At 29.6% G+C, this 19,977-nt stretch carries 19 protein-coding genes, 1 other RNA gene and 1 pseudogene; 20 read left to right on the top strand and 1 reads right to left on the bottom strand.

Annotated features, from left to right (window positions below; translation table 11 throughout):
- The 12 genes from ACRC28_RS02635 to ssrA form a co-directional block, all read left to right on the top strand.
- Window positions 1–798 (top strand): RNB domain-containing ribonuclease (locus ACRC28_RS02635; protein WP_438541904.1); only part of this gene is annotated, 798 nt, incomplete at its 5' end.
- A 57-nt stretch (window positions 799–855) separates the two neighbouring features.
- A complete protein-coding gene (locus tag ACRC28_RS02630) occupies window positions 856–1,587 on the top strand; it encodes a glycerophosphodiester phosphodiesterase (RefSeq protein WP_438541903.1) in 732 nt (243 codons plus the stop codon).
- A gap of 69 nt (window positions 1,588–1,656) precedes the next feature.
- Window positions 1,657–2,127 (top strand): SsrA-binding protein SmpB, encoded by a 471-nt coding sequence (gene smpB / locus ACRC28_RS02625; RefSeq protein ID WP_438541902.1) that lies wholly within the window; start codon window positions 1,657–1,659, stop codon window positions 2,125–2,127.
- A gap of 723 nt (window positions 2,128–2,850) precedes the next feature.
- The gene (locus ACRC28_RS02620; RefSeq protein WP_438541901.1) at window positions 2,851–4,227 is read left to right on the top strand and encodes an amino acid permease; all 1,377 of its coding nucleotides are present in this window, start codon (window positions 2,851–2,853) and stop codon (window positions 4,225–4,227) included.
- A 280-nt stretch (window positions 4,228–4,507) separates the two neighbouring features.
- A complete protein-coding gene (locus tag ACRC28_RS02615) occupies window positions 4,508–5,674 on the top strand; it encodes an iron-containing alcohol dehydrogenase (protein WP_438541900.1) in 1,167 nt (388 codons plus the stop codon).
- 259 nt (window positions 5,675–5,933) lie between these two features.
- A complete protein-coding gene (locus ACRC28_RS02610; RefSeq protein WP_438541899.1) occupies window positions 5,934–6,572 on the top strand; it encodes a GNAT family N-acetyltransferase in 639 nt (212 codons plus the stop codon).
- A gap of 469 nt (window positions 6,573–7,041) precedes the next feature.
- Window positions 7,042–7,578 (top strand): tryptophan transporter, encoded by a 537-nt coding sequence (locus tag ACRC28_RS02605; RefSeq protein ID WP_438541905.1) that lies wholly within the window; start codon window positions 7,042–7,044, stop codon window positions 7,576–7,578.
- Between the two features lie 210 nt (window positions 7,579–7,788).
- Window positions 7,789–9,717 (top strand): SH3 domain-containing protein, encoded by a 1,929-nt coding sequence (locus ACRC28_RS02600; RefSeq protein ID WP_438541898.1) that lies wholly within the window; start codon window positions 7,789–7,791, stop codon window positions 9,715–9,717.
- Between the two features lie 131 nt (window positions 9,718–9,848).
- On the top strand, window positions 9,849–10,631 hold the full coding sequence (locus ACRC28_RS02595; protein ID WP_438541897.1) for a hypothetical protein: 783 nt from the start codon (window positions 9,849–9,851) through the stop codon (window positions 10,629–10,631).
- Window positions 10,632–10,958: 327 nt separating this feature from the next.
- The gene (locus ACRC28_RS02590) at window positions 10,959–11,159 is read left to right on the top strand and encodes a hypothetical protein (protein ID WP_438541896.1); all 201 of its coding nucleotides are present in this window, start codon (window positions 10,959–10,961) and stop codon (window positions 11,157–11,159) included.
- Window positions 11,160–11,484: 325 nt separating this feature from the next.
- Window positions 11,485–11,931 (top strand): GNAT family N-acetyltransferase, encoded by a 447-nt coding sequence (locus ACRC28_RS02585; RefSeq protein WP_438541895.1) that lies wholly within the window; start codon window positions 11,485–11,487, stop codon window positions 11,929–11,931.
- Between the two features lie 343 nt (window positions 11,932–12,274).
- Window positions 12,275–12,630, top strand: a transfer-messenger RNA (tmRNA) gene (gene ssrA, locus ACRC28_RS02580).
- A gap of 103 nt (window positions 12,631–12,733) precedes the next feature.
- On the opposite strand, the gene ACRC28_RS02575 is transcribed toward ssrA, so the two are convergent.
- Complete coding sequence (locus ACRC28_RS02575) at window positions 12,734–13,144, bottom strand: LAGLIDADG family homing endonuclease (protein WP_438541894.1); 411 nt, start codon at window positions 13,142–13,144, stop codon at window positions 12,734–12,736.
- A 112-nt stretch (window positions 13,145–13,256) separates the two neighbouring features.
- Here ACRC28_RS02575 and ACRC28_RS02570 point away from each other — a divergent pair, with 112 nt between their 5' ends.
- The 8 genes and pseudogenes from ACRC28_RS02570 to ACRC28_RS02535 form a co-directional block, all read left to right on the top strand.
- On the top strand, window positions 13,257–14,252 hold the full coding sequence (locus ACRC28_RS02570) for an LAGLIDADG family homing endonuclease (RefSeq protein ID WP_438541893.1): 996 nt from the start codon (window positions 13,257–13,259) through the stop codon (window positions 14,250–14,252).
- A gap of 21 nt (window positions 14,253–14,273) precedes the next feature.
- Window positions 14,274–14,360, top strand: a pseudogene (locus tag ACRC28_RS02565) (hypothetical protein); the annotation flags it as partial.
- Between the two features lie 51 nt (window positions 14,361–14,411).
- Window positions 14,412–14,639 carry a hypothetical protein gene (locus ACRC28_RS02560; RefSeq protein WP_438541892.1) on the top strand — a complete coding sequence of 76 codons (228 nt, stop codon included), beginning with the start codon at window positions 14,412–14,414 and terminating at the stop codon, window positions 14,637–14,639.
- A gap of 171 nt (window positions 14,640–14,810) precedes the next feature.
- Complete coding sequence (locus tag ACRC28_RS02555) at window positions 14,811–15,842, top strand: hypothetical protein (protein ID WP_438541891.1); 1,032 nt, start codon at window positions 14,811–14,813, stop codon at window positions 15,840–15,842.
- Complete coding sequence (locus ACRC28_RS02550; RefSeq protein ID WP_438541890.1) at window positions 15,835–16,011, top strand: hypothetical protein; 177 nt, start codon at window positions 15,835–15,837, stop codon at window positions 16,009–16,011. Before ACRC28_RS02555 ends, ACRC28_RS02550 begins: the two co-directional genes overlap by 8 nt.
- Before the next feature lie 125 nt (window positions 16,012–16,136).
- Window positions 16,137–16,280, top strand: coding sequence for a hypothetical protein (locus tag ACRC28_RS02545; protein ID WP_438541889.1), 144 nt, complete (start codon window positions 16,137–16,139; stop codon window positions 16,278–16,280).
- A 193-nt stretch (window positions 16,281–16,473) separates the two neighbouring features.
- The gene (locus ACRC28_RS02540; protein ID WP_438541888.1) at window positions 16,474–17,364 is read left to right on the top strand and encodes an Abi family protein; all 891 of its coding nucleotides are present in this window, start codon (window positions 16,474–16,476) and stop codon (window positions 17,362–17,364) included.
- Between the two features lie 428 nt (window positions 17,365–17,792).
- Window positions 17,793–19,977, top strand: a 2,185-nt coding sequence (locus tag ACRC28_RS02535) for a hypothetical protein (RefSeq protein WP_438541887.1), incomplete at its 3' end; no start/stop codon positions are given.

The raw sequence follows: 19,977 nt of genomic DNA, 5'->3' as shown, positions 1-19,977 counted from the left end.
GAAGACCCAGATGAAGAAAAATTATCTAAGTTTAGAGAATTTGTATACAATTTAGGATATCCTATGAGAACTAATGCAGAAATTCATCCAAAAATGATGCAAGAAGTATTAGATAAAGTAAAAGGAAAAAGTGAAGAAACAGTAGTAAGTACATTAATGCTTAGAAGTATGATGAAGGCAAGATATGCACCAGAATGTGTAGGTCACTTTGGACTTGCTGCACAATATTACTGCCACTTTACATCACCAATTAGAAGATATCCAGACCTTCAAATCCATAGAATTATAAAAGATAATTTAAATGGAAGACTTGAAGGAAAGAAATTAGCGAAGCTTAAAGGAATTGTAGAGCATGCTTCAAAACAATCATCAGATATGGAAAAGCTTGCAACTGAAGCAGAAAGAGAAGTTGATGATTTAAAGAAAGCTGAGTTTATGTTAGATAGAGTTGGTGAAGAGTTTGATGGAATAATATCATCAGTAACTTCATTTGGAATGTTTATTGAACTTCCAAGTACAATAGAAGGATTAGTTCACATAACTGCATTAGAAGATGACTATTATGTATATGATGAAGATCATTTATCTCTTATTGGAGAAAGAACTAAGAAGATTTACAAGCTTGGTGACAATGTACATGTAAAATGTAGTAGAGTTGATATTGATAATAGAGAAGTTTATTTTGACCTTTTATCTGATGAGGATGAAGAGGAAGAAAAAGAAGAAACAGCAAAAGAGTTAATAGATAGAATTTTAGATGTTAAAGAAGACATTAAAGATTTAGAAAAAGAAGATTAAAGATTTAAAAAGTCTATTAAGCATTGCTTGATAGGCTTTTTCTTAGGTGGAGGATAAATGGAAAAGATTTTAAACTTAGCACATAGAGGATATAGCTATAAATATCCTGAAAATACTATGATAGCCTTTAAAAAAGCAGTGGAATTTGGTGCAGATGGAATGGAATTTGATGTGCAAAGAAGTAAGGATGGTCATCTGGTTATAATACATGATGAAACTTTAGAGAGAACAACTACAGGAAAAGGCTATGTAAAAGATTATACTTTAGAAGAACTCAAAAAGTTAGATGCAGGAATAAAGTTTGATGAAAGCTTTAAGGGTGAAGAAATTCCTACATTAGAGGAATTATTAGAATATGTACAGGATAAAAATTTAGTTTTAAATATTGAAATAAAAAATAGCATAGTTGATTATGAGGGAATAGAAGAAGAGGTTTATAAGGTATTAAAAAAATATAATATGGAAAAGAATATTATAGTATCAACCTTTAATCATTATTCAGCCAAAAGGTGCAAAGAGATAAATAAAAATATAAAGGTTGGTGTTCTATATGATGCTTGTATATATAAGCCTTATGATTATGTAGAAATGTTAAAGCTAGATGCAATCCATCCTGAGTATCATTCAGTTACTAAAGAGATAGCAGAGGAATGTATAAAAAGAAATATAGATATAAACGTGTATACTGTAAATTTAGAAGAGGATATGCAGAAATTAAAAGAGATTTCTGTAAATAGTATAATAACTAACAAGGTAGAAGACTTAAAAAGAATATTAGAAGCTAAATAAAAATTGTAAAAGAAAGCGATATATATTATAATTTTAGATAATATATAGGATTAAAAGTAGGTGAAAAGAATGGCTAGAAAAAAGAATTCAAACTCATTAGCAGAAAATAGAAAAGCTAGACATGATTATTTTATAGAAGAAACAATAGAAGCAGGGCTTGCTTTAGTAGGAACAGAAGTAAAATCAATAAGAAATGGTAGAGCAAACCTTAAAGAATGTTATGCAGAAATAAGAAGTGGTGAAGTATTTATAAGAGGAATGCATGTAAGCCCTTACGAGCAAGGAAATATATTTAATGTAGACCCATTAAGAGATAGAAAGCTATTACTTCATAAAGAGCAGATAGGAAGACTTGCAGGTCTTGTATCAAGAGAAGGTCTTACACTTATACCATTATCTCTTTACTTAAAAGATGGAAAAGTAAAGGTAGCACTTGGAGTTTGTAAAGGTAAAAAGAACTACGACAAGAGAGACTCTATGCTTGAAAAAGCTCATAAAAGAGATGTAGAGAGAGAAATGAAGAATAGAAACAGATATTAGTGATAATTAAGAGTTAAGAATTAAAAATGAAGAATTGAAGCTGGCTTGGGGCCAGCTTTTTTTGAGGTAAGAATTAAGAGGGAAGAGGTAAGAATTAAAAATTAAAAATGAAGAATTAAAGTTGGCTTGGGGTTAGCTTTTTTGATAGATAAGATAGGGTTTACAGATGAATAGAGGAATGACTACAAAGGTAAGCAGGAATGTCTACAAAGGTAAGCAGGAATGTCTACAAGGATAAGAGAATATGTCTACAAAGGTAAGCTAAGTTGTAGACAAAGATAAGAAGTGGTGTCTACAAAGTAGAAAAAATGTCTACAAATAATGAGGTTGTAGACAAGGTTGTTCCTACTTTAAAATAGCTAAAATAAAGGGCTAATGTAACTTTGTCTACAGTGACTACAATAAATTATAAAAAAAGTATATTAAACAATTTATATGAAAAAACACAAGAAAATACAATTAAAAGATGGAAAAATAAAAGATAGAGAAAAGTTTGTTGCTATGTAGACATTCTATATTATTTCTATTTAGAAAGAAGAGTATAGAAATGAAAGGGGAGGGAGAAAATAAGGAGAAGGGATTTTGTGGTTTTGAGAAATGAAGCTAGTGTGTTAAAATAGAAATTGTGATTTTTTTAAAACAATGGAACTTTGTATAGAAAAGATGTATAAGTTTCAATAAATGTAAAAAAAATCAAATTTACAAAAGAAAAGGAGTTTTAATATGAGTATTTTTAGAGCACAGGATATTAAGAGTGTATCTAAGCATATTAATTCAAGTGAAAAGAATCTTGGAACATTGGATTTAACGCTTTTAAGCATAGGTTCAGTTATTGGAACAGGAGTTATGGTTTTAACAGGAGTGGTTGCTGCAAAGACTGCAGGACCTAGTGTAAGCCTTTCTTTCTTGATTGGTGGAATAGCAGCGGCTTTTATCGTACTTTGTTATGGTGAGTTGTGTTCAAGTATCCCAAGTTCAGGAGGTTCTTATACTTTTGCATATGTATCACTTGGAGAAATATTTGCGTACATAGTAGGGCTTTCAATATCAGTTGCATATATTCTCTCCACGGCAACAGTTGGAGCAGGATGGGCAGCTTATTTTGATGGATTCTTAAGTGAAATAGGAATTCACTTGCCTAAGGCATTTACAACTATACCATCAGAAGGTGGAATTATAAACTTACCAGCAATTTTTGCTATTTTAATAATAACTTTTGTTATTTCAAGAGGAACAAAAGAAAGTAAGAAGGTTAATAATTTAATCGTTTTTATTAAAATAGGAGTAATTATTTTATTTGTAGGAGTAAGTATTTTTTACATAAACCCATCAAATTGGAGTCCCTTTATGCCATATAAATTAACAGGAGTTTTCAGTGGAGCAGCAGCAGTTTTTTATGCTTATTGTGGTTTTGATGCAGTTGCATCAGCAGCACCATATGTAAAGAACCCTAAAAAGTCTATGACAATAGGACTTATAGCTTCACTTGCAATTTGTATATTAGTTTATATGCTTGTATCATTTACATTAACAGGACTTACTACATATAAGAATTTAAATGTTGGAGACGCTTTATCATATGGACTAAACCTTATAGGCAAACCAAAGGTTGGACTTATAGTCTCTTTAGGAAGTGTAATTGGAATCTTAGCAGTTATATTTGCAAACAATTTCACAGCATCCCAGATAGTATCAACTATGAGTCGTGATGGACTTTTACCTAAAATATTTGGAAAGAATAATAAAAGAGATGTACCATACATATCACTTTGGATTATAGGAATTTTAGAAGCTATATTTACAGGATTCTTCAATTTAAATCTATTAGCAAGCTTTGCAAGTATAGCATTTTTATTAGTATATGGAACAGTTTCATTTTCAGTTATAGTCTTTAGAAAAAGGCATCCTGATTTTCAAAGTGAATTTAAAGTGCCATTATATCCAGTAATACCTATTTTAGGAATGCTTAGTTGTATATTTTTAATGGCAAACTTACCAAAGATAACATGGGTTATATTTGGAATTATTTTAATCGTTATTATAATAAGCTATTTCTTATATGGAAAGAAAAATTCAGAACTTAGAAAAATAAAAAGATAAAGAAAACTACCTTTAGTGAGAAAAATCACTAGAGGTAGTTTTTTTAGCATTATTTTTAGCTTTAATAAGGCTAAATTGTAAAAATGAGAATAGGCAAATTGAAGAAAATAAAAGGTATGAAAAGTGTAAGTAAGGTAGAAACTATAATTATTATTTAGATAAAAAAATAAATTTGAAAAGTTTTATGAAAACCTATACAAAAGAGAAATGTTGTGATAAAATAAAATTGTAAATAAAGTTAAAATTTAACAGAAATAATATAGATAAAGGGGAGTTTCATATGGCAAGATTTACGTTACCAAGAGATTTATATCATGGAAAAGGTTCTTTAGAGGTTCTAAAAACTATAAAGGGTAAGAAAGCCATGGTAGTTGTTGGTGGAGGTTCAATGAAGAAATTCGGCTTCTTAGATAAGGTCCGTTCTTACTTAGAAGAAGCTAATATAGAAGTTAAGGTTTTTGAAGGAGTAGAACCAGATCCATCTGTTGAAACAGTTATGAAGGGTGCAGAAGAAATGAGAAAGTTTAACCCAGATTGGATTGTAGCAATGGGAGGAGGATCACCTATAGATGCAGCTAAAGCTATGTGGATTTTCTATGAGTATCCAGACTTTACTTTTGAAGAGGCAGTAGTTCCTTTTGGACTACCAGAGCTTAGACAAAAAGCTAAATTTATAGCAATTCCATCTACAAGTGGAACAGCAACAGAAGTAACAGCTTTTTCAGTAATAACAAATTATACTGAAAGAATCAAATATCCATTAGCAGACTTTAATTTAACACCAGATATAGCAATAGTAGATCCAGACCTTGCACAAACAATGCCTAAAAAGTTAGTTGCACATACAGGAATGGATGCATTAACTCATGGTATTGAAGCATATACAGCAGCACTTAGATCAAATTTCTCAGATCCACTTGCAGCAAAAGGAATTAAAATGGTTGTAGACCATATCTTAGATTCTTACAATGGAGACACTAAAGCAAGAGAAGAAATGCACGATGCTCAATGTTTAGTTGGAATGGCATTTTCAAATGCATTACTTGGAATAGTTCATTCAATGGCACACAAAACAGGAGCAGTATTCCACATACCACATGGATGTGCAAATGCAATATTCCTTCCATATGTAATAAATTATAATAGAAAAAATTGTGAAGATAGATATGCAGCATTAGCTAGAATGCTAAAATTAGAAGGTGAAAATGATAAAGAACTAACAGATTCTTTAGTTAATATGATAAATGACTTAAACACTAAACTAGATATTCCACATACAATGAAGGAATATGGTGTAACTGAAGAAGACTTTAAAGATAACTTAGAATTTATCGCTAAAAATGCAGTATTAGATGCATGTACAGGTTCAAATCCAAGAGAGATAGATGATAAGACAATGGAAAAATTATTTACTTGTGCTTACTATGGGCAAGAAGTAGATTTTTAAAAAGCTCACAATTACTAAAAACTTCATATAAATAAAAAAGATCCTTTAGGGGATCTTTTTTTAATTTAGAATTTAAAATTTAAAATTAAGAATTGAGGGGGAATTGCAAGCAATTCTTTGGTGGGGGGGACTCAAAATTTGTCTGGGGACAAATTTTATCGTGGGAAGGGGCTTTTTTAGTTAAAGAGAAGAGTGGATGATGTATTAAAGATGAATAATATGTTAATATAAGATGGTAGAATGTTTAGGGGGAGAAGTTATGAATATTGTTATAAGGAATGAAGAAGAGAAAGATTATAGAGAAGTTGAGTCCATAGTTAGAGAGGCCTTTTGGAATTTATATATTCCTGGATGTGAGGAATATTTAGTTGTACATAAAATGAGAAATCATGAAGATTATATAAAAGATTTATCTTTTGTATTGGAGATAGATGGGGAGCTTTGTGGAGCAATATTTTATACGAAGTCTAAAATTGAGAGAGAAGGAAAAGAAGATGTTGAGACTATTAGTTTTGGACCAGTTTGTATAAGTCCAAAGTTACATAGAAAAGGTTTTGGAAAAATGTTGATTGAATATTCTATACAGAAGGCTAAAGAACAAGGACATAGAGCTATTTTAACATTAGGATACCCGTATCATTATGAGCCATATGGATTTTTAGGTGGAAAAAGGTATGGTATATGTATGGGCGATGGGCAGTTTTATAAGGGATTGTTAGTTTTACCATTGTATGAAAATAGTTTAAGAGATACAGAAGGAATTGCAACTTTTTCAAATGTGTTTGAAATATCAAAAGAAGAATTAAAAGAGTTTGATAAAAACTTTTCTTATAAAGAAAAATGTATCAAAGATAGTCAAAGAGAATATGAAGAGGCATGTTGTTTATTAGATAAATAAAATTAAAAAAAAGCTTCACAAAAAAGATTTGATGGTATATAATGGAAATGTAAATAAAGAATCCTTTGATGAGGAAGAGTAGGTAAGATAGCTTTAACACAGAGAGCTTATGGTAGTGGAAATTAAGCATGAAGAGTTTTATTGAATGGGCCTTTGAGGAATGGTAGGAAATCTATATTGTTTTAGAGAGTAAAGACCATAGGGTGTCTCCCTGTATAGAGACTAGAGTATGTTAGTACTTGAAGAAGAGAGATGTTTTATACATATATTTATTTATAGATAAATATTTTTAGATAAAGCATAAATTAGGTGGCAACGCGGAATATTTTCGTCCTATGTTTAATTACATAGGGCGTTTTTTATATTTAAAAATAATTTTAGGAGGTGATTTTGATGAAGTGAAGGATAAAGCTTAAAAATGATGGAAATAAAAATAATTTAAATTTGAGGAGAGATAGATATGAGAAATATGAAAACAAAGAAAATGGTAATAAATGCTTTAATGCTTGGAGTTGGAGCTATGCTTCATCAATTAACACCTGCACTAGGACTTCCTATGCAACCTGATTTTGCACTTGCAATGCTTTTTATAATAGTAATTTTAAATGATGGAGATTATAAAACTTCATTAATTTGTGGAATTATTACAGGTGTATTTACTGCACTTACTACAAAATTTCCAGGGGGACAGTTTCCTAATATGATTGATAAAGTTGTTACAGTACATGTAGTATTCTTTATTTTATATGTATTAAAAAATATGAGCATTATGAAAAAGATAGATGAAATAAAGGCTAAATTTATTCAATGTTTTATAATACTTGGAGTTGGAACTTTTGTATCAGGTGTAACATTTTTAGTTTCTGCAAGCATGTTAGTAGGACTTCCAGCTTCTTTTACAGCATTATTTATGACAGTTGTAATGCCAGCTGTAGTTATAAATATAGTAGCAGGATTGTTCTTATTCAAAGTTGTAGAAACTTCATTAAAAAGAGCATTAGCTTAAATTTGCCCCATAAAAATTTATAATATATAGATAACATTAAAGCTTTTTGTAGGAGTTTTAATGTTATTTTTTTAGTTAAAAACAGAAAGAAATGAATAAAACTGTATATTAATGGGAAGAAATGGTTGAAAAGGTTGTCGAAATAAATTATAATTAATAATGTGAACAAATGATTAATAAAAAATGAATTAAATGGGGGAAAAGAAGATTATGAATAGGAAAAGACTAAAAACTATTATAAAGGCTACGGCCGTACTTATTGCTATTTCTGCAGGTTCTATATTTGGAGGAATCATTGATGCAGAAGCTACTACTAAAAACTTAGAGCAAGAACTTATATCTGTTGTTAATGAATATGGAAATGACGATGTTGTCATAGAAGATGGAATTTCTTTAAGAAGAGGTGAGAAGTTAGACCTTTCAAAGCATGAAGGATGGAAATTATCTAATGAAAATACTTTAGCTTTAGAAAATGGAGTAGCTACACCTAAAAATGCAGGAACTGTTTTTTTAAGTAATAAAATTGGTGATAAAGTACATATAGTAGAGGTTTACGTTCCTAGTAATAATGCTGTATATGTACAAGCAAACAGTAGAAAAGTAAGTAGAGATCATTATAAAGTTTTCATAGATCCAGGACATGGGGGATATGATAATGGAGCAGATGGAAATGGACTTTATGAAGATAATTTAACACTTCAAATATCACAAAAGGTTAGAAAACTTTTAGTAGATAGAGGAATTGAAGTTAAAATGAGTAGAGAAAGTGATGTGTTTGTAGGGCTTGGTGAAAGAGCTGAGATGGCTAACAATTATGGTGCAGACCTTTTTGTATCACCACATATAAATTCATTTACTTCAGCAAATGCAAATGGAATAGAAACATATTATCATAGAGACAAAGGTGCACATAAGCCTTTAAGTGATAATATTCAAAATAATGCTATAAAAGAAACAGGAGCATACAATAGAGGGGTTAAAAATGCAAACTTTGCAGTTTTAAGAGAAAGTAATATGCCATCATCATTATTTGAAGCTGGATTTATTAGTAATCCTCAGGAAGCTGCAAAAATGGCAAGTGATGATTATCAAAATAAATTAGCTAAAGCTTTAGCAGATGGAATAGAAAAATATTTAAAAGATAACATAGAGCTTGAAGGGGGAACAGTAACACCACCAGTAGAGCCGCCAGTAAATCCAACACCTCCTCCAACAGTTGAAGTAAAAACTGGAACAGTAACAGCGTCATCATTAAATGTAAGAAGTGGAGCTGGAACAGGACATAAAGTAATAGGAAGCTTAAAAAATGGAGCGAAGGTTGAAATTCTTTCTACATCAGGAGGATGGCATAAGATAAAATATGGAAGTGGACATGGTTATGTAAGTGATGATTATGTAAAAATAACATCAACAGGTGGAGGAAGCACAAACCCAACACCGCCACCAGTAAATCCAACACCTCCTCCAACAGTTGAAGTGAAAACTGGAACAGTAACAGCATCATCATTAAATGTAAGAAGTGGAGCTGGAACAGGACATAAAGTAATAGGAAGCTTGAGAAATGGAGCAAAGGTTGAAATCCTTTCTACATCAGGAGGATGGCACAAAATAAAATATGGAAGCTCTCATGGATATGTAAGTGATGATTATGTAAAAATAACATCAACAGGTGGAGGAAGCACAAACCCAACACCACCACCAGTAAACCCAACACCTCCACCAGTTTCAGGAGATAAAAGTGGAACAGTAACAGCATCATCATTAAATGTAAGAAGTGGAGCTGGAACAGGACATAAGGTAATAGGAAGCTTAAGAAATGGAGCAAAGGTTGAAATCCTTTCTACATCAGGAGGATGGCATAAGATAAAATATGGAAGCGGATATGGATATGTAAGTGATGATTATGTAAGAGTAACATCAGGAGGAGGAAGTGTAACACCTCCACCAGTTACAGGCGAAAGAACAGGAACTGTAAAAGCATCATCATTAAATGTAAGAAGTGGAGCTGGAACAGGACATAAAGTAATAGGAAGCTTAGGAAATGGAGCAAAGGTTACAATAGTATCTACATCAGGTGGATGGCATAAGATAAAATATGGAAATGGATATGGTTTTGTAAGTGCAGACTATATAAGATAAAATGAGACTTGAGTCAGGAGGAGTATTAACTCCATATGACTCTTTAGTCGAATTTAGCTAGGAGTGTGTGCCCGTTTTCCATGAGGGGATTACGGGCACTAGCTATCAGATAAGAAGAGGATGAGTGATATATGGTAAAGTGGTTAAAATATATTTTATTGGGAGTAATCGCAATAGTATTCTTACCATTTGCAGTATTATTAGGAGCAGGATATATAACATTTAGATTAATTAAATATTTACTAAAAGAAAAAGGCGAATATAAGAATATTAAAGATTGTTTTATGAATATAAAAAATGTTGGTGCATTAATAGCAATAGTATTAGGAATAGTGCTAGTACCAACAGGGTTAGTTAAATATACAATGTTTTGCTTAGAAGCACCTGCAAAAGCGGAAATTGCGAAAGAAGAGCAAAAAGAAGAACGTGAAAAAGTAGCAGAGGAAAATAAATATAATAGTGATAGAGAAAAGCTTTTAACTCCAAGAAAAAGAATGAGTGGAGATCCTGAAACTATAGATGATAGATGTATATTAACAAAAGAAGATATAAAAAAATACAATATCACAGATGAAGAGATTTCAAAATTTGAAGAAGAGAAAAAAGTAGCAATTCAAAATTATAAAGATAAGAAAACAATAGAAAAGTTTGAAGAAATGGCTTTAGAGCATGTGGCAAGGAATACCACTAGCACAGTAGGGAGAAACTATTTTAGTGAAAAAAAAGAAGGATATGGATATAATAAAGATAAAACAACAGTTACAATCCATGGAAGATATGAAGCTAGAACTCTCCAACTAGTAAATGTTAGGAGTAGATACACAGTGAAATTTGATGTGAAAACAGAAGAAATTCTACAAGCAGATTTAGGAAAAGAATTAGTAAATTCACAAAAACATCCTAAAAATAAATAATGTGAAGAGTGAGCATAAAATATGTTCACTCTTCTTTTAAAATAAAGAGGAAATAAAAAAGGAATGTATAAATATATATTATAGAGAGTTAAGAATTTAGAATTAGGGTGAGTGGAGTTAAGAGTGAATAGGTAAGAGGTAAGAATTTAAAATTAAAAATTAAAAATTTAGAATTGGAGGGAGTTGCAAGCAACTCTTGGGGAAGGGCTCGAAATTTACTTGGTGGTAAATTTTATCGCAAGTGTAAGTGGAGTTAAGAGTGAATGAGTAAGAGGGAAATAGGTAAGAAGTAAGAAGGGAGGAGACTTCTGAGAGGTCAGAAGTTGGATGGTGAATAAGATGGGTGTTTGGATTCAAGAGGTTAAAAGGTTAATAAGAGTATTTTTAAAAAACTATGTAGTAGCATGGGGAATTATAGGAATAGCACTTGGTTGTATGTTTGATAACTTAGCAGTATTTATACCAGTATGCCTTTGTTTAGGATATTATTATGAGGCGTTATATCAGGAAAGAATGAAGAAGAATTAAGAATTTAGAATTGAGGGGGCTCAAAATTTGTCTGGCGACAAATTTTATCGCAAGAATGAGTGGAGTTAAGAGTGAATAGGGAAGAGGGAAGAGCTTTGAGGGACTCAAAAATTATCTGACGATAATTTTTATCGTGTGGTTTTTAGTTAAGAGGGAAGAGGCAAGAGGGGTGGGACTCAAAAATTACCTGGCGGTAAATTTTATCGTGAGAAAGAGTTTAGGTGAAATTTTTAAGGGTGTTTAAAAATATTTACTGAGATTTTTAGTTGAGAAGGAAGAGTTTATTAGAGCACAATATGATGGAATACGATAGGGAGAAATAGATATGAAATGGAATATAAAAAGATTTAATGAATTAACAGTTGAAGAGTTGTATGAAATAATGAAGGCTAGATACGAAGTGTTTGGTTGTGAGCAGAAGATATTTGAAGAAAATGACTTAGATGATTTAGATAAGAAGGTAATTCATGTATTTTTAGAAGATAAGGGAAAGGTTGTAGCTTATGAAAGAGTTATAAAGGAAAATATAAATAAGGAATATGGAACAATAGGAAGAGTTCTTGTTTTAAAGGAATATAGAAGAAGAGGTATAGGAAAAGAACTTATAGAAAAAGGGCTAGATATATTAAAAAAAGAAAATACAAAGGAAATAATAATATCAGCACAAATCCATGCAAAAAAGCTTTATGAAGAAGCAGGGTTTAAAGTTATATCAGAGCCTTATGATGAAGTTTCAATACCACATGTGAAGATGAAACTTGAGGGGAATTAAGAATTTAAAGTTAAAAATTTAGAATTGGGGGAGTTTGGAGCAATTCTCGGGGAGGGGCTCAAAATTCGTCTGGTGACGGATTTTATTGCAAGGAACCAGTGGAGTTAAGATGCAATAGGGGCAGCAAGAAGTAAGGGCTATTATTTATAGCTCTTTTTGTGAATTTGAAGAGGTATGAACTTGTTAGAGTTAAAAAGTATTTGTTGGTATAATGTAGGTTTTAAAAGATAGAAAATGGTTAAGGGGACAAGGTTAGTTGACAAGTCTATAGGGAATATTATATACTTATAGTACAAAATTAAATAAGTTAAATAGCGTTTGCAAAATTTATTTTACTTAACCTGGGGATGTTTTGGCTTCGACGGGGGTGAGTGAGGTTTGGTAAGCGGGCCGAGGGAAGCATGGTGCCTCGATAATAAAGTATGCAATAAAGATAAACGCAGAAGACAATAATTTTGCATTAGCAGCTTAATATAAGCTCTCATCAGTCCTAGATCCCCACGTTTAGGGTAGCTGGTGTCATAAAGTGGGAAACGAAGTCTAGCAAAGCTTTGAGCTAGAGGGGTATTTATGAAGCTAGTGAATGGAACGTTTGTCTATAGATGTCTCCAGGAGCGAAATTTAAATTATAGACTACGCTCGTAGAAAGCTGGACGGAGCCACTTTCGGACACGGGTTCGACACCCGTCATCTCCACCATGACAAGCCGTGATACTAAGTATCACGGCTTTTTTGCGCTCTTTTTTATAAAATGGACTTATTAAAAATAAAATATTATAACGTAGTAAAAGACTCTTTAAAATTATTTTAAAGACATAAATTCATTATAAAAATCTTCCTTTAATCTAACCATTTCAGGAGTATACTTTCCATTTCGAGGAGTTAAATCTTTGTATTTAGAAATAATAAGGTTAGCTCTAGATTTTCTTAAAGGAGTAATTAAATAGGGATAAATAGAATTAAGAAAATAGATAGCATCATCTCTCCTTAAAGTAAACTCATAATAATCCTTATATTCATCTAAACTATGGCCTTTCCTTTTTCTAATAGAACCCCTTCCTAAAGTATTATAGATATACTCTAAAAGCTCTAAAGCAGTAGAACTAATAGACACATTAGGAGAAGGAAACTTAGAATTATTATCTTTTAAAAGCATAATACTTCCCTTACTCTCAATTATTCCAGCTATATAAGCTTTTTCAGATTCAGTCATAAAATCACCTCTAATAATATTATTTACTAAAAAAAGAAAAGTATGTAAGGTATAGTTTAAAATTTGAGAAAGTACATAAATTAATAATATTAAATGAAAAAGAGGAAGAGATATGAAAAAATATAAAGAAAATGATGATTATTTTTTGAAAATAGATGATGAGAAAAAAGCATATTGGTTAGGATTCTTATATGCAGATGGATGTGTCAGTATCAATGGAGAAAAGAAAAATAAGTATACAATTATTATGCAATTGCATCCAGCAGATAAATATATATTAGAATTTTTTTTAGAGGATATTGAATCTAATAGAAAGGTGAGTATAGACAAAAGAGGATATGTATTTATAACAATTAGAGGAAAGAGATTTTCAGAAAACTTAATAAGGCTTGGGTGTGTACAGAAAAAATCATTGATACTAGAATTCCCAAGTGATGAAATAGTACCACAAGAATTTAAAAAGGACTTTATAAGGGGATATATGGATGGAGATGGTTGCATATCTGTATATGCAAAAGAAAGAAAAAATACATTAAAAAGAGAAATGCATTGTGAAATTAAATTTATTGGAACTTTTAGTATGATAGATGGAATTAGAAGGTTTTTTAAATCATCAAAAAAAGTAGTAGTAAATAAACATTCACCATCAACTTGCCAAATCAGTTTTGCAGGTCGTAAGCATAAAGAAATAGTGGAATTACTGTATAGCAATGCAGAAAGATATTTAGTTAGAAAAAAAGAAAAATGGAATATGTATAAACGATATATGTATGGAATAGACAATAAAATAATGACAACTAATGAATTCATTACTATAAATAAAATGGAGATAAAGAAAAGAGAAAATAAAAAAATAGAAGAAGTATTGATTAACAAGAATGAGAAATTAAAAGAAAAAAATAAAAAATATAAGATGATAAGATTAAATAAATATACGCTAGTTAAGGAAAATAAAGAAATAGAAAAATATCAAATAGAGAAAAACATAAACTGTGAAAATAAAAATCCAAAAGAAGTTTTAAAAGAAGAATTGCTGTACTTAAAAGAAAAAGCTATCAAGAAAAATGAGAAAGAAGAAAAAATATACATAATAGATAATAAGAAATAGAAAAGAAATTTAAAAAATAAAATAGTAGAACAGTATAGCTTAGATGGAAAGCTTATAAAGGTTTGGGAAAATGTTAGTGAAATAGCAGTAGCATACAATACAACAAGCAAAGCAATAAGAAAAGTGTGCAATAAAGAAAGGAAAAGTTGCAAAGGGTATGTGTGGAAATATAGAGAAGGAATCATAAGAAAAAGATGTGATAAAATAGCCCAATATACAATGGAAGGAACATTAATAAAAGAATGGGAAAGTGTTTTAAAAGCAGCAGAATACTATAATGTTACAGAACAAGCAATTAGAAGAGCAGTTACAGGAAAATATAAAAGTAGTTGTGGGTTTAGATGGAAAAAGATATCGGTCTTATATAGTGAGGTAGATAAGGATTAAAGTATAATAAGTATTTTGAAATAATTCCAAATTTCCCAGAGTTAGTACTGGGCACTTTAGGTCTCAATTGATATTTATGACGAAAGGCGGAGATTAAATTTATAAATTACTACCAAAAAATGTTTTAAAATGTTACAATTAAGTAATAATATGTAAATTGGTGGTGAGTTAATGAACGAGGTTATTATTGGACAGAATTTGAATAATAGAATGAAAAATTTTGAAACTGAAGTTTTAGAAAAAAAATTTAAAAAAAAATTTTGTAAGAATAGAAAATTTATTATTAATGGAATGGTTGAAGCAATAAAAGGTGTAATAGATTTAACTGATAAAATTGATTTAGAGAAAAAATATATAGTAAAATTTCCAACGGAAATTATTGAAAAAATAAATTTAGGTCAATATGAGGTAATGAAAAGCAAAAAAGGTGAAATTTTATCAATGATTGTAGATAAAACATTGCCGAGCAATAAAAATATAGTTCATCAATTGAGATTAGAAGAGATAGAAACTAGCAAACTTCAAAATTTAACAGGAAATATTACTAATATAGCTTTGGAGCAACAATTAGCAGAATTTTCTGAAATACTAAAAAAAATAGAAAATAATATTTTAGATATAAAAAGGGGACAAATGATAAATAGAATTGGACTGATTAAATCAGGAAAATTGAAATTAGAGCAGGCGATGGAGCTAGATGACAGCAATTTAGAAAAAAGAAAATTGATAATTAATGCTATTAGTGGATTAAATGATGGAAGAACTCAAATAGAGTTGTATTTAAAAGAAAAATTGAAAAAAAAGATTGTAATCCCTGATAAAAAATTAATGATAATTTGGGAAGGCTTAAAAAATAAGAATTATTATAATGATATTGAAAATGAATTTAATGAAATTCAAGAAGGGGTAGAGGCATGTTTTGAAGCAACATATACTTTAGCTTTAGCTTATGAGTTAATAGAAAGTAAAGAAGCGATAGCAAAAGTTTTTACCCAACTTAATGAAGTGATAGATAGTTCAGCAGAAGAACTGGAAAGACTTTCACCTATGCTGATGGAAATAGAAAGTAATGCATGTTGGTATAAACAAAAAAGTAAATTGATTGAAGAAATAAATGAATATACTAAGTTAGAGAAGAAAAAAAGTAAATATATTTCAATGGAAGTTTTAGGACAAGAATTAATTGGAGGCATATATGAATAAATGTATATTTTGTAAAAATAAATGCAAAGGGAAAATATGCAATAAGTGTTTAGCAAAAGGTAGTGCTAATGCAAGGAAATGTGGAGAAGGCTTGTTAAAAGTTGCAAAAGTAGCAATACCGATTGTCATTGCAGTCATATCAAAAGGAAAAATTAAACCGAAAAAATAGACAAAAGAGTAAATATAAAAATACCAATTATATAAAAGTTAATTGAAAGTAGAGTTAGACCATAAAATAGTTTTTTCTTCAGTTTTACGATTAGTGAAAAAGAGTATTAGGAAAATAAATATGAAGTGGAATCAAAATTTCCCACAACGAACCCTGGGCAAAATTGGATATTATTAGAAAATGGGACGGATTTTGATATTTTAAAGGTAAGAGAAATAGAAGAACTGAAAATAAGAATAGAAGAATTAGAAGCAGTGGTAGAGCAGTAATAACAGAAGTACTATATATAATGGGAATAGGGGATAAAGTAGGGAAATGTGCAACAGAAATATCAAAATAAATGCTATTGTAGATAATGAAAAAATATGCTATATTAATATTAATAGATCCCACCAAGCCTATGCAATGTTTAATACATTGCAGCGTAACAAGGTGGGCCTTTTGTTATATTAGGAGAAAATTATGGAAAGTAAACCTTTTAAAAGTATAGAAGAACAGATAATAATTCTTAAGAGTAGAGGCCTTATAATAGAGGATGATGAATATGCAAAAAAAATTTTAATACATATTAATTATTATAGGTTAAGTGGTTATACATTAACATTAAGAAGAAATAATGTGTTTAATAAAAATATAAAAATAGAACAAATAATGGAGATTTATAAATTTGACTATGAGTTAAGAAATTTAATTTCGAGTTTATTAGAGTATATAGAGGTTTCATTTAGAACTCATTTTGGATATTTTCATGCAAAAGAGTATGGGCCACTAGGATATTTAGATAAGGAGAATTTTGACAAGGAAGAATATTATGAGAAATTTTATTCTAATATAGAACAATTCATAAAAGAAAATGGTAAAAATGAAGCTTTTATAAAACATCATGAAGAAAAATATGATGGAAAGTTTCCAGTATGGACAATTGTAGAATTAATGTCGTTTGGATGTCTTTCAAGAGGATTTAAAAATTTAAAAGAAGATATAAAAAGGGAAATTTGTTTAGAGTGTTATAAAACAATCCCTTATAGTTACATAGAGAATTGGCTACGAGGATTTGTTATATTAAGAAATATATGTGCACATAGAGGGCGATTATATAATAGATATATTTCATTTTCACCTAAGTTTTCTCAAAAAGATAAGAGATATTTACGTGGAAAGGGAATAGATTTAAACGAAACTTCTAAAAGAGTATTTGGATATATTTATATTATTTTTAAATTAATAAAAGATGATGAAATAAAGAATGACTTTATTGATAGGTTTTCAGAACTTATAAATAAATATTCTTTCGTAAAAATTGAACACTATGGATTTAATAAAGAATGGAAAGAAATTTTAAATAATGAGTAATAAATTTAGATGTTGGACATAATATAAAGAATAGATCCTGTGAGCTTACAAAAATTGTAGCGTAATACTACAGGCCAGAGGCCCTAGAGTAATCTAGGGTATTTTATTTAAATGAAAATTTGACTAAAATGACGAAAACTAAATATTAAAATAATATTGTAGAAAATATTCAATCCTTAGGAGATAACCTAGGGATTTTTTTATTGGGAGGAAAAGATGCCATATAAACTTAAGAAGCTTTGTAAATAGGGAATTGTAATTATTTTTTACCACCTAAAGATATATAGTTGGTTTATTTTAACTTATTCAGAAAAGTTTGAGTATATGTGGGTAAAAAAATGGACAGTATATATATTGAAAGAAAATATTTTAAATTTATAATTAATTAAAAGGAGGTGAAACTACAGAGATAATCTGTAGAGTAAGGTATGGCAAATGAAATTAATGATATAAATGACAACACAGGTAAAATAGAATATAAAAAGATATTCGAACATTTAATAAAAAATAAAAAATTTAAAGAAAGTGTTTTACTGAAAAAAGGGAATATGATAACTATAAAGGGTTTTGAAGAAATGGTAGGAGAAGTAGTAGGAGAGATTTTAGAAGAAGCTAAAAAGGGAAAGGTAAGCCCGTTTAAATATTTAGGATATGATTATACAACACGTATGAATACTGTAAGTACGTTAGATTTAGAAGGAGGCTCTAAGGAATTACTTACACTAAAAAAAGATTTAAAAGAAAAGATAGAAAATATGGTGGAGGGGGAACTTAAGTTAAAAGGGTTAGATGAAAATCAAGGTGTAACTAGGGATATAACATTTGATTATAGTTTTAATGAAAAAGAAATAAAATGTAAGAATGTTACTCTAAATAAAGGTGACATAACAAAGGTGCCTAGATTGAGGTTAGATACAGTAGAGATATGTATAAATAAACAAGATTTAAAAGAGAAGTTAAAATTAGGAGTAAGGAATTATTGTGAAGAAACCATTGAAGATGAAGAAGATTTAGAAATAGAATTAGAGAAAATAGATAATGAGTGTAAAGAAATTAAAGCGATATTTAATGTTTTAAATGATGAAGCATTAGGGAGAATCAGGAGAACGATTTCAGGAACGTATCTTTCATATTTAATAAAAAATTTAGCTAAGGATGATAAAAATAAACAACTCTTAGAAGCTTATGAAAAAAGGTTCATTCGTTTAGAAGAATACTTAAAAGAAATTATAGAGAATAGGTCAGGGAAACATTTAATGTCCTTAGATGGAAAAGAAATTAATATTGCAGAAATTTTAATGAAAGGTGATGCATTTAATAGCTTACCATTAATAGGAGATTTAAATATTTCACTTGGAGAAAGTAGTAATGAAGAAGAGAAAATTTTCAAATTTTCTATAAAATTAAAATTAAATGGAAGAGTTCAAAGAGAAGGTACTGTAAATACTGTTGTAGAGTATTATAAGCAAAAAGTAGAAAAGAAGGATTTTCATAAAAAGTATTTAGATGAAGGGCGTATAAGAATAATATTTTTATATTTCTTTTTATTTTATAGATTAGATGAGGAAGAATATGATCCAGTTAGTATCTGGGAAAATGAAATGTTAAAATGCTTAAAAAAAGAAGGTATAGATAAACTAAGTAAAATTTTTATAGTAGCAGTTAGAGATGATGGAGTTATAGCAAAGCGAATTGAAGCAATGAAAAGTTCTTTAAAAAAGGTGCTTATTTATGAAAGTTCTAGTATGCAACCATTAAAGGAGAATAGAACTCTAGCATTGAGTAAAGGAATTTTAGGGGATGTTGATGGAGGGGATAGTTTATTTAAAGAGCATGATTATAATAAGCAGATGCTTAAATATGTTTCAGTTCTTATCAATGGGTTTAGTGATAAATATTTATTATCAGTGCCAATAGATATAAAAATAAAAAGTACAGATATATATGAAGATAGCAAAGCTAGTGTGGAAAGAAGCAAGATAAAATATGAATTAGCAGGTTTAGAATCACTAAAAGTTCTATTTGTACCACTTTCAGAGAGCAATAAAAAAGAAGAAGAAGCTACAATGAAGGCATTAGAAAAGATAGAGAAAAATAATGTTGTTTTAGAGCTTCAATATAAGAATGAAAAGTTTAGAGAACAGGATAGAGAAAATCCAGAGTATGTATTAACTTCAATGATATATTTACTATTATCATATTTAATAATAGATTTAATTTTACAAAAAAGCAAAAAGGAAAAGAAAAATATCTATGTGGCGATGTTAAGATTTCATAATTTAAAAGATGAGAAGGCTATAGATGGCGAGTTTATTAGAGACATTAGCAAAATATTAGAACATCTATTTAATAATAGATACAGAGCAGGTTCTCAAGGGATAAAAAAGGAGAATAATTCAAAATCATATGTAGTTAATAATGCGATGTGTTCTCTATACTCTAAAATACCTAAGATAATTGAATTTTCTAGAAATTTTGAATTGAAGAAGATGGCAATAGTAATAGTTACAAGTGCTAGCTGTAATAGAGAAAAAGTTACTGGAGATGAAAGGCATGATAGGGTGATAGTAGGAGAAATTGTTAAGTGTGTGGCAGATGATAGTGGAAGAGTAT

The sequence above is a fragment of the Clostridium sp. genome (assembly GCF_051650885.1).
Lineage (GTDB): Bacteria > Bacillota > Clostridia > Clostridiales > Clostridiaceae > Clostridium.
This window is presented reverse-complemented; position numbering and strand designations above follow the sequence as displayed.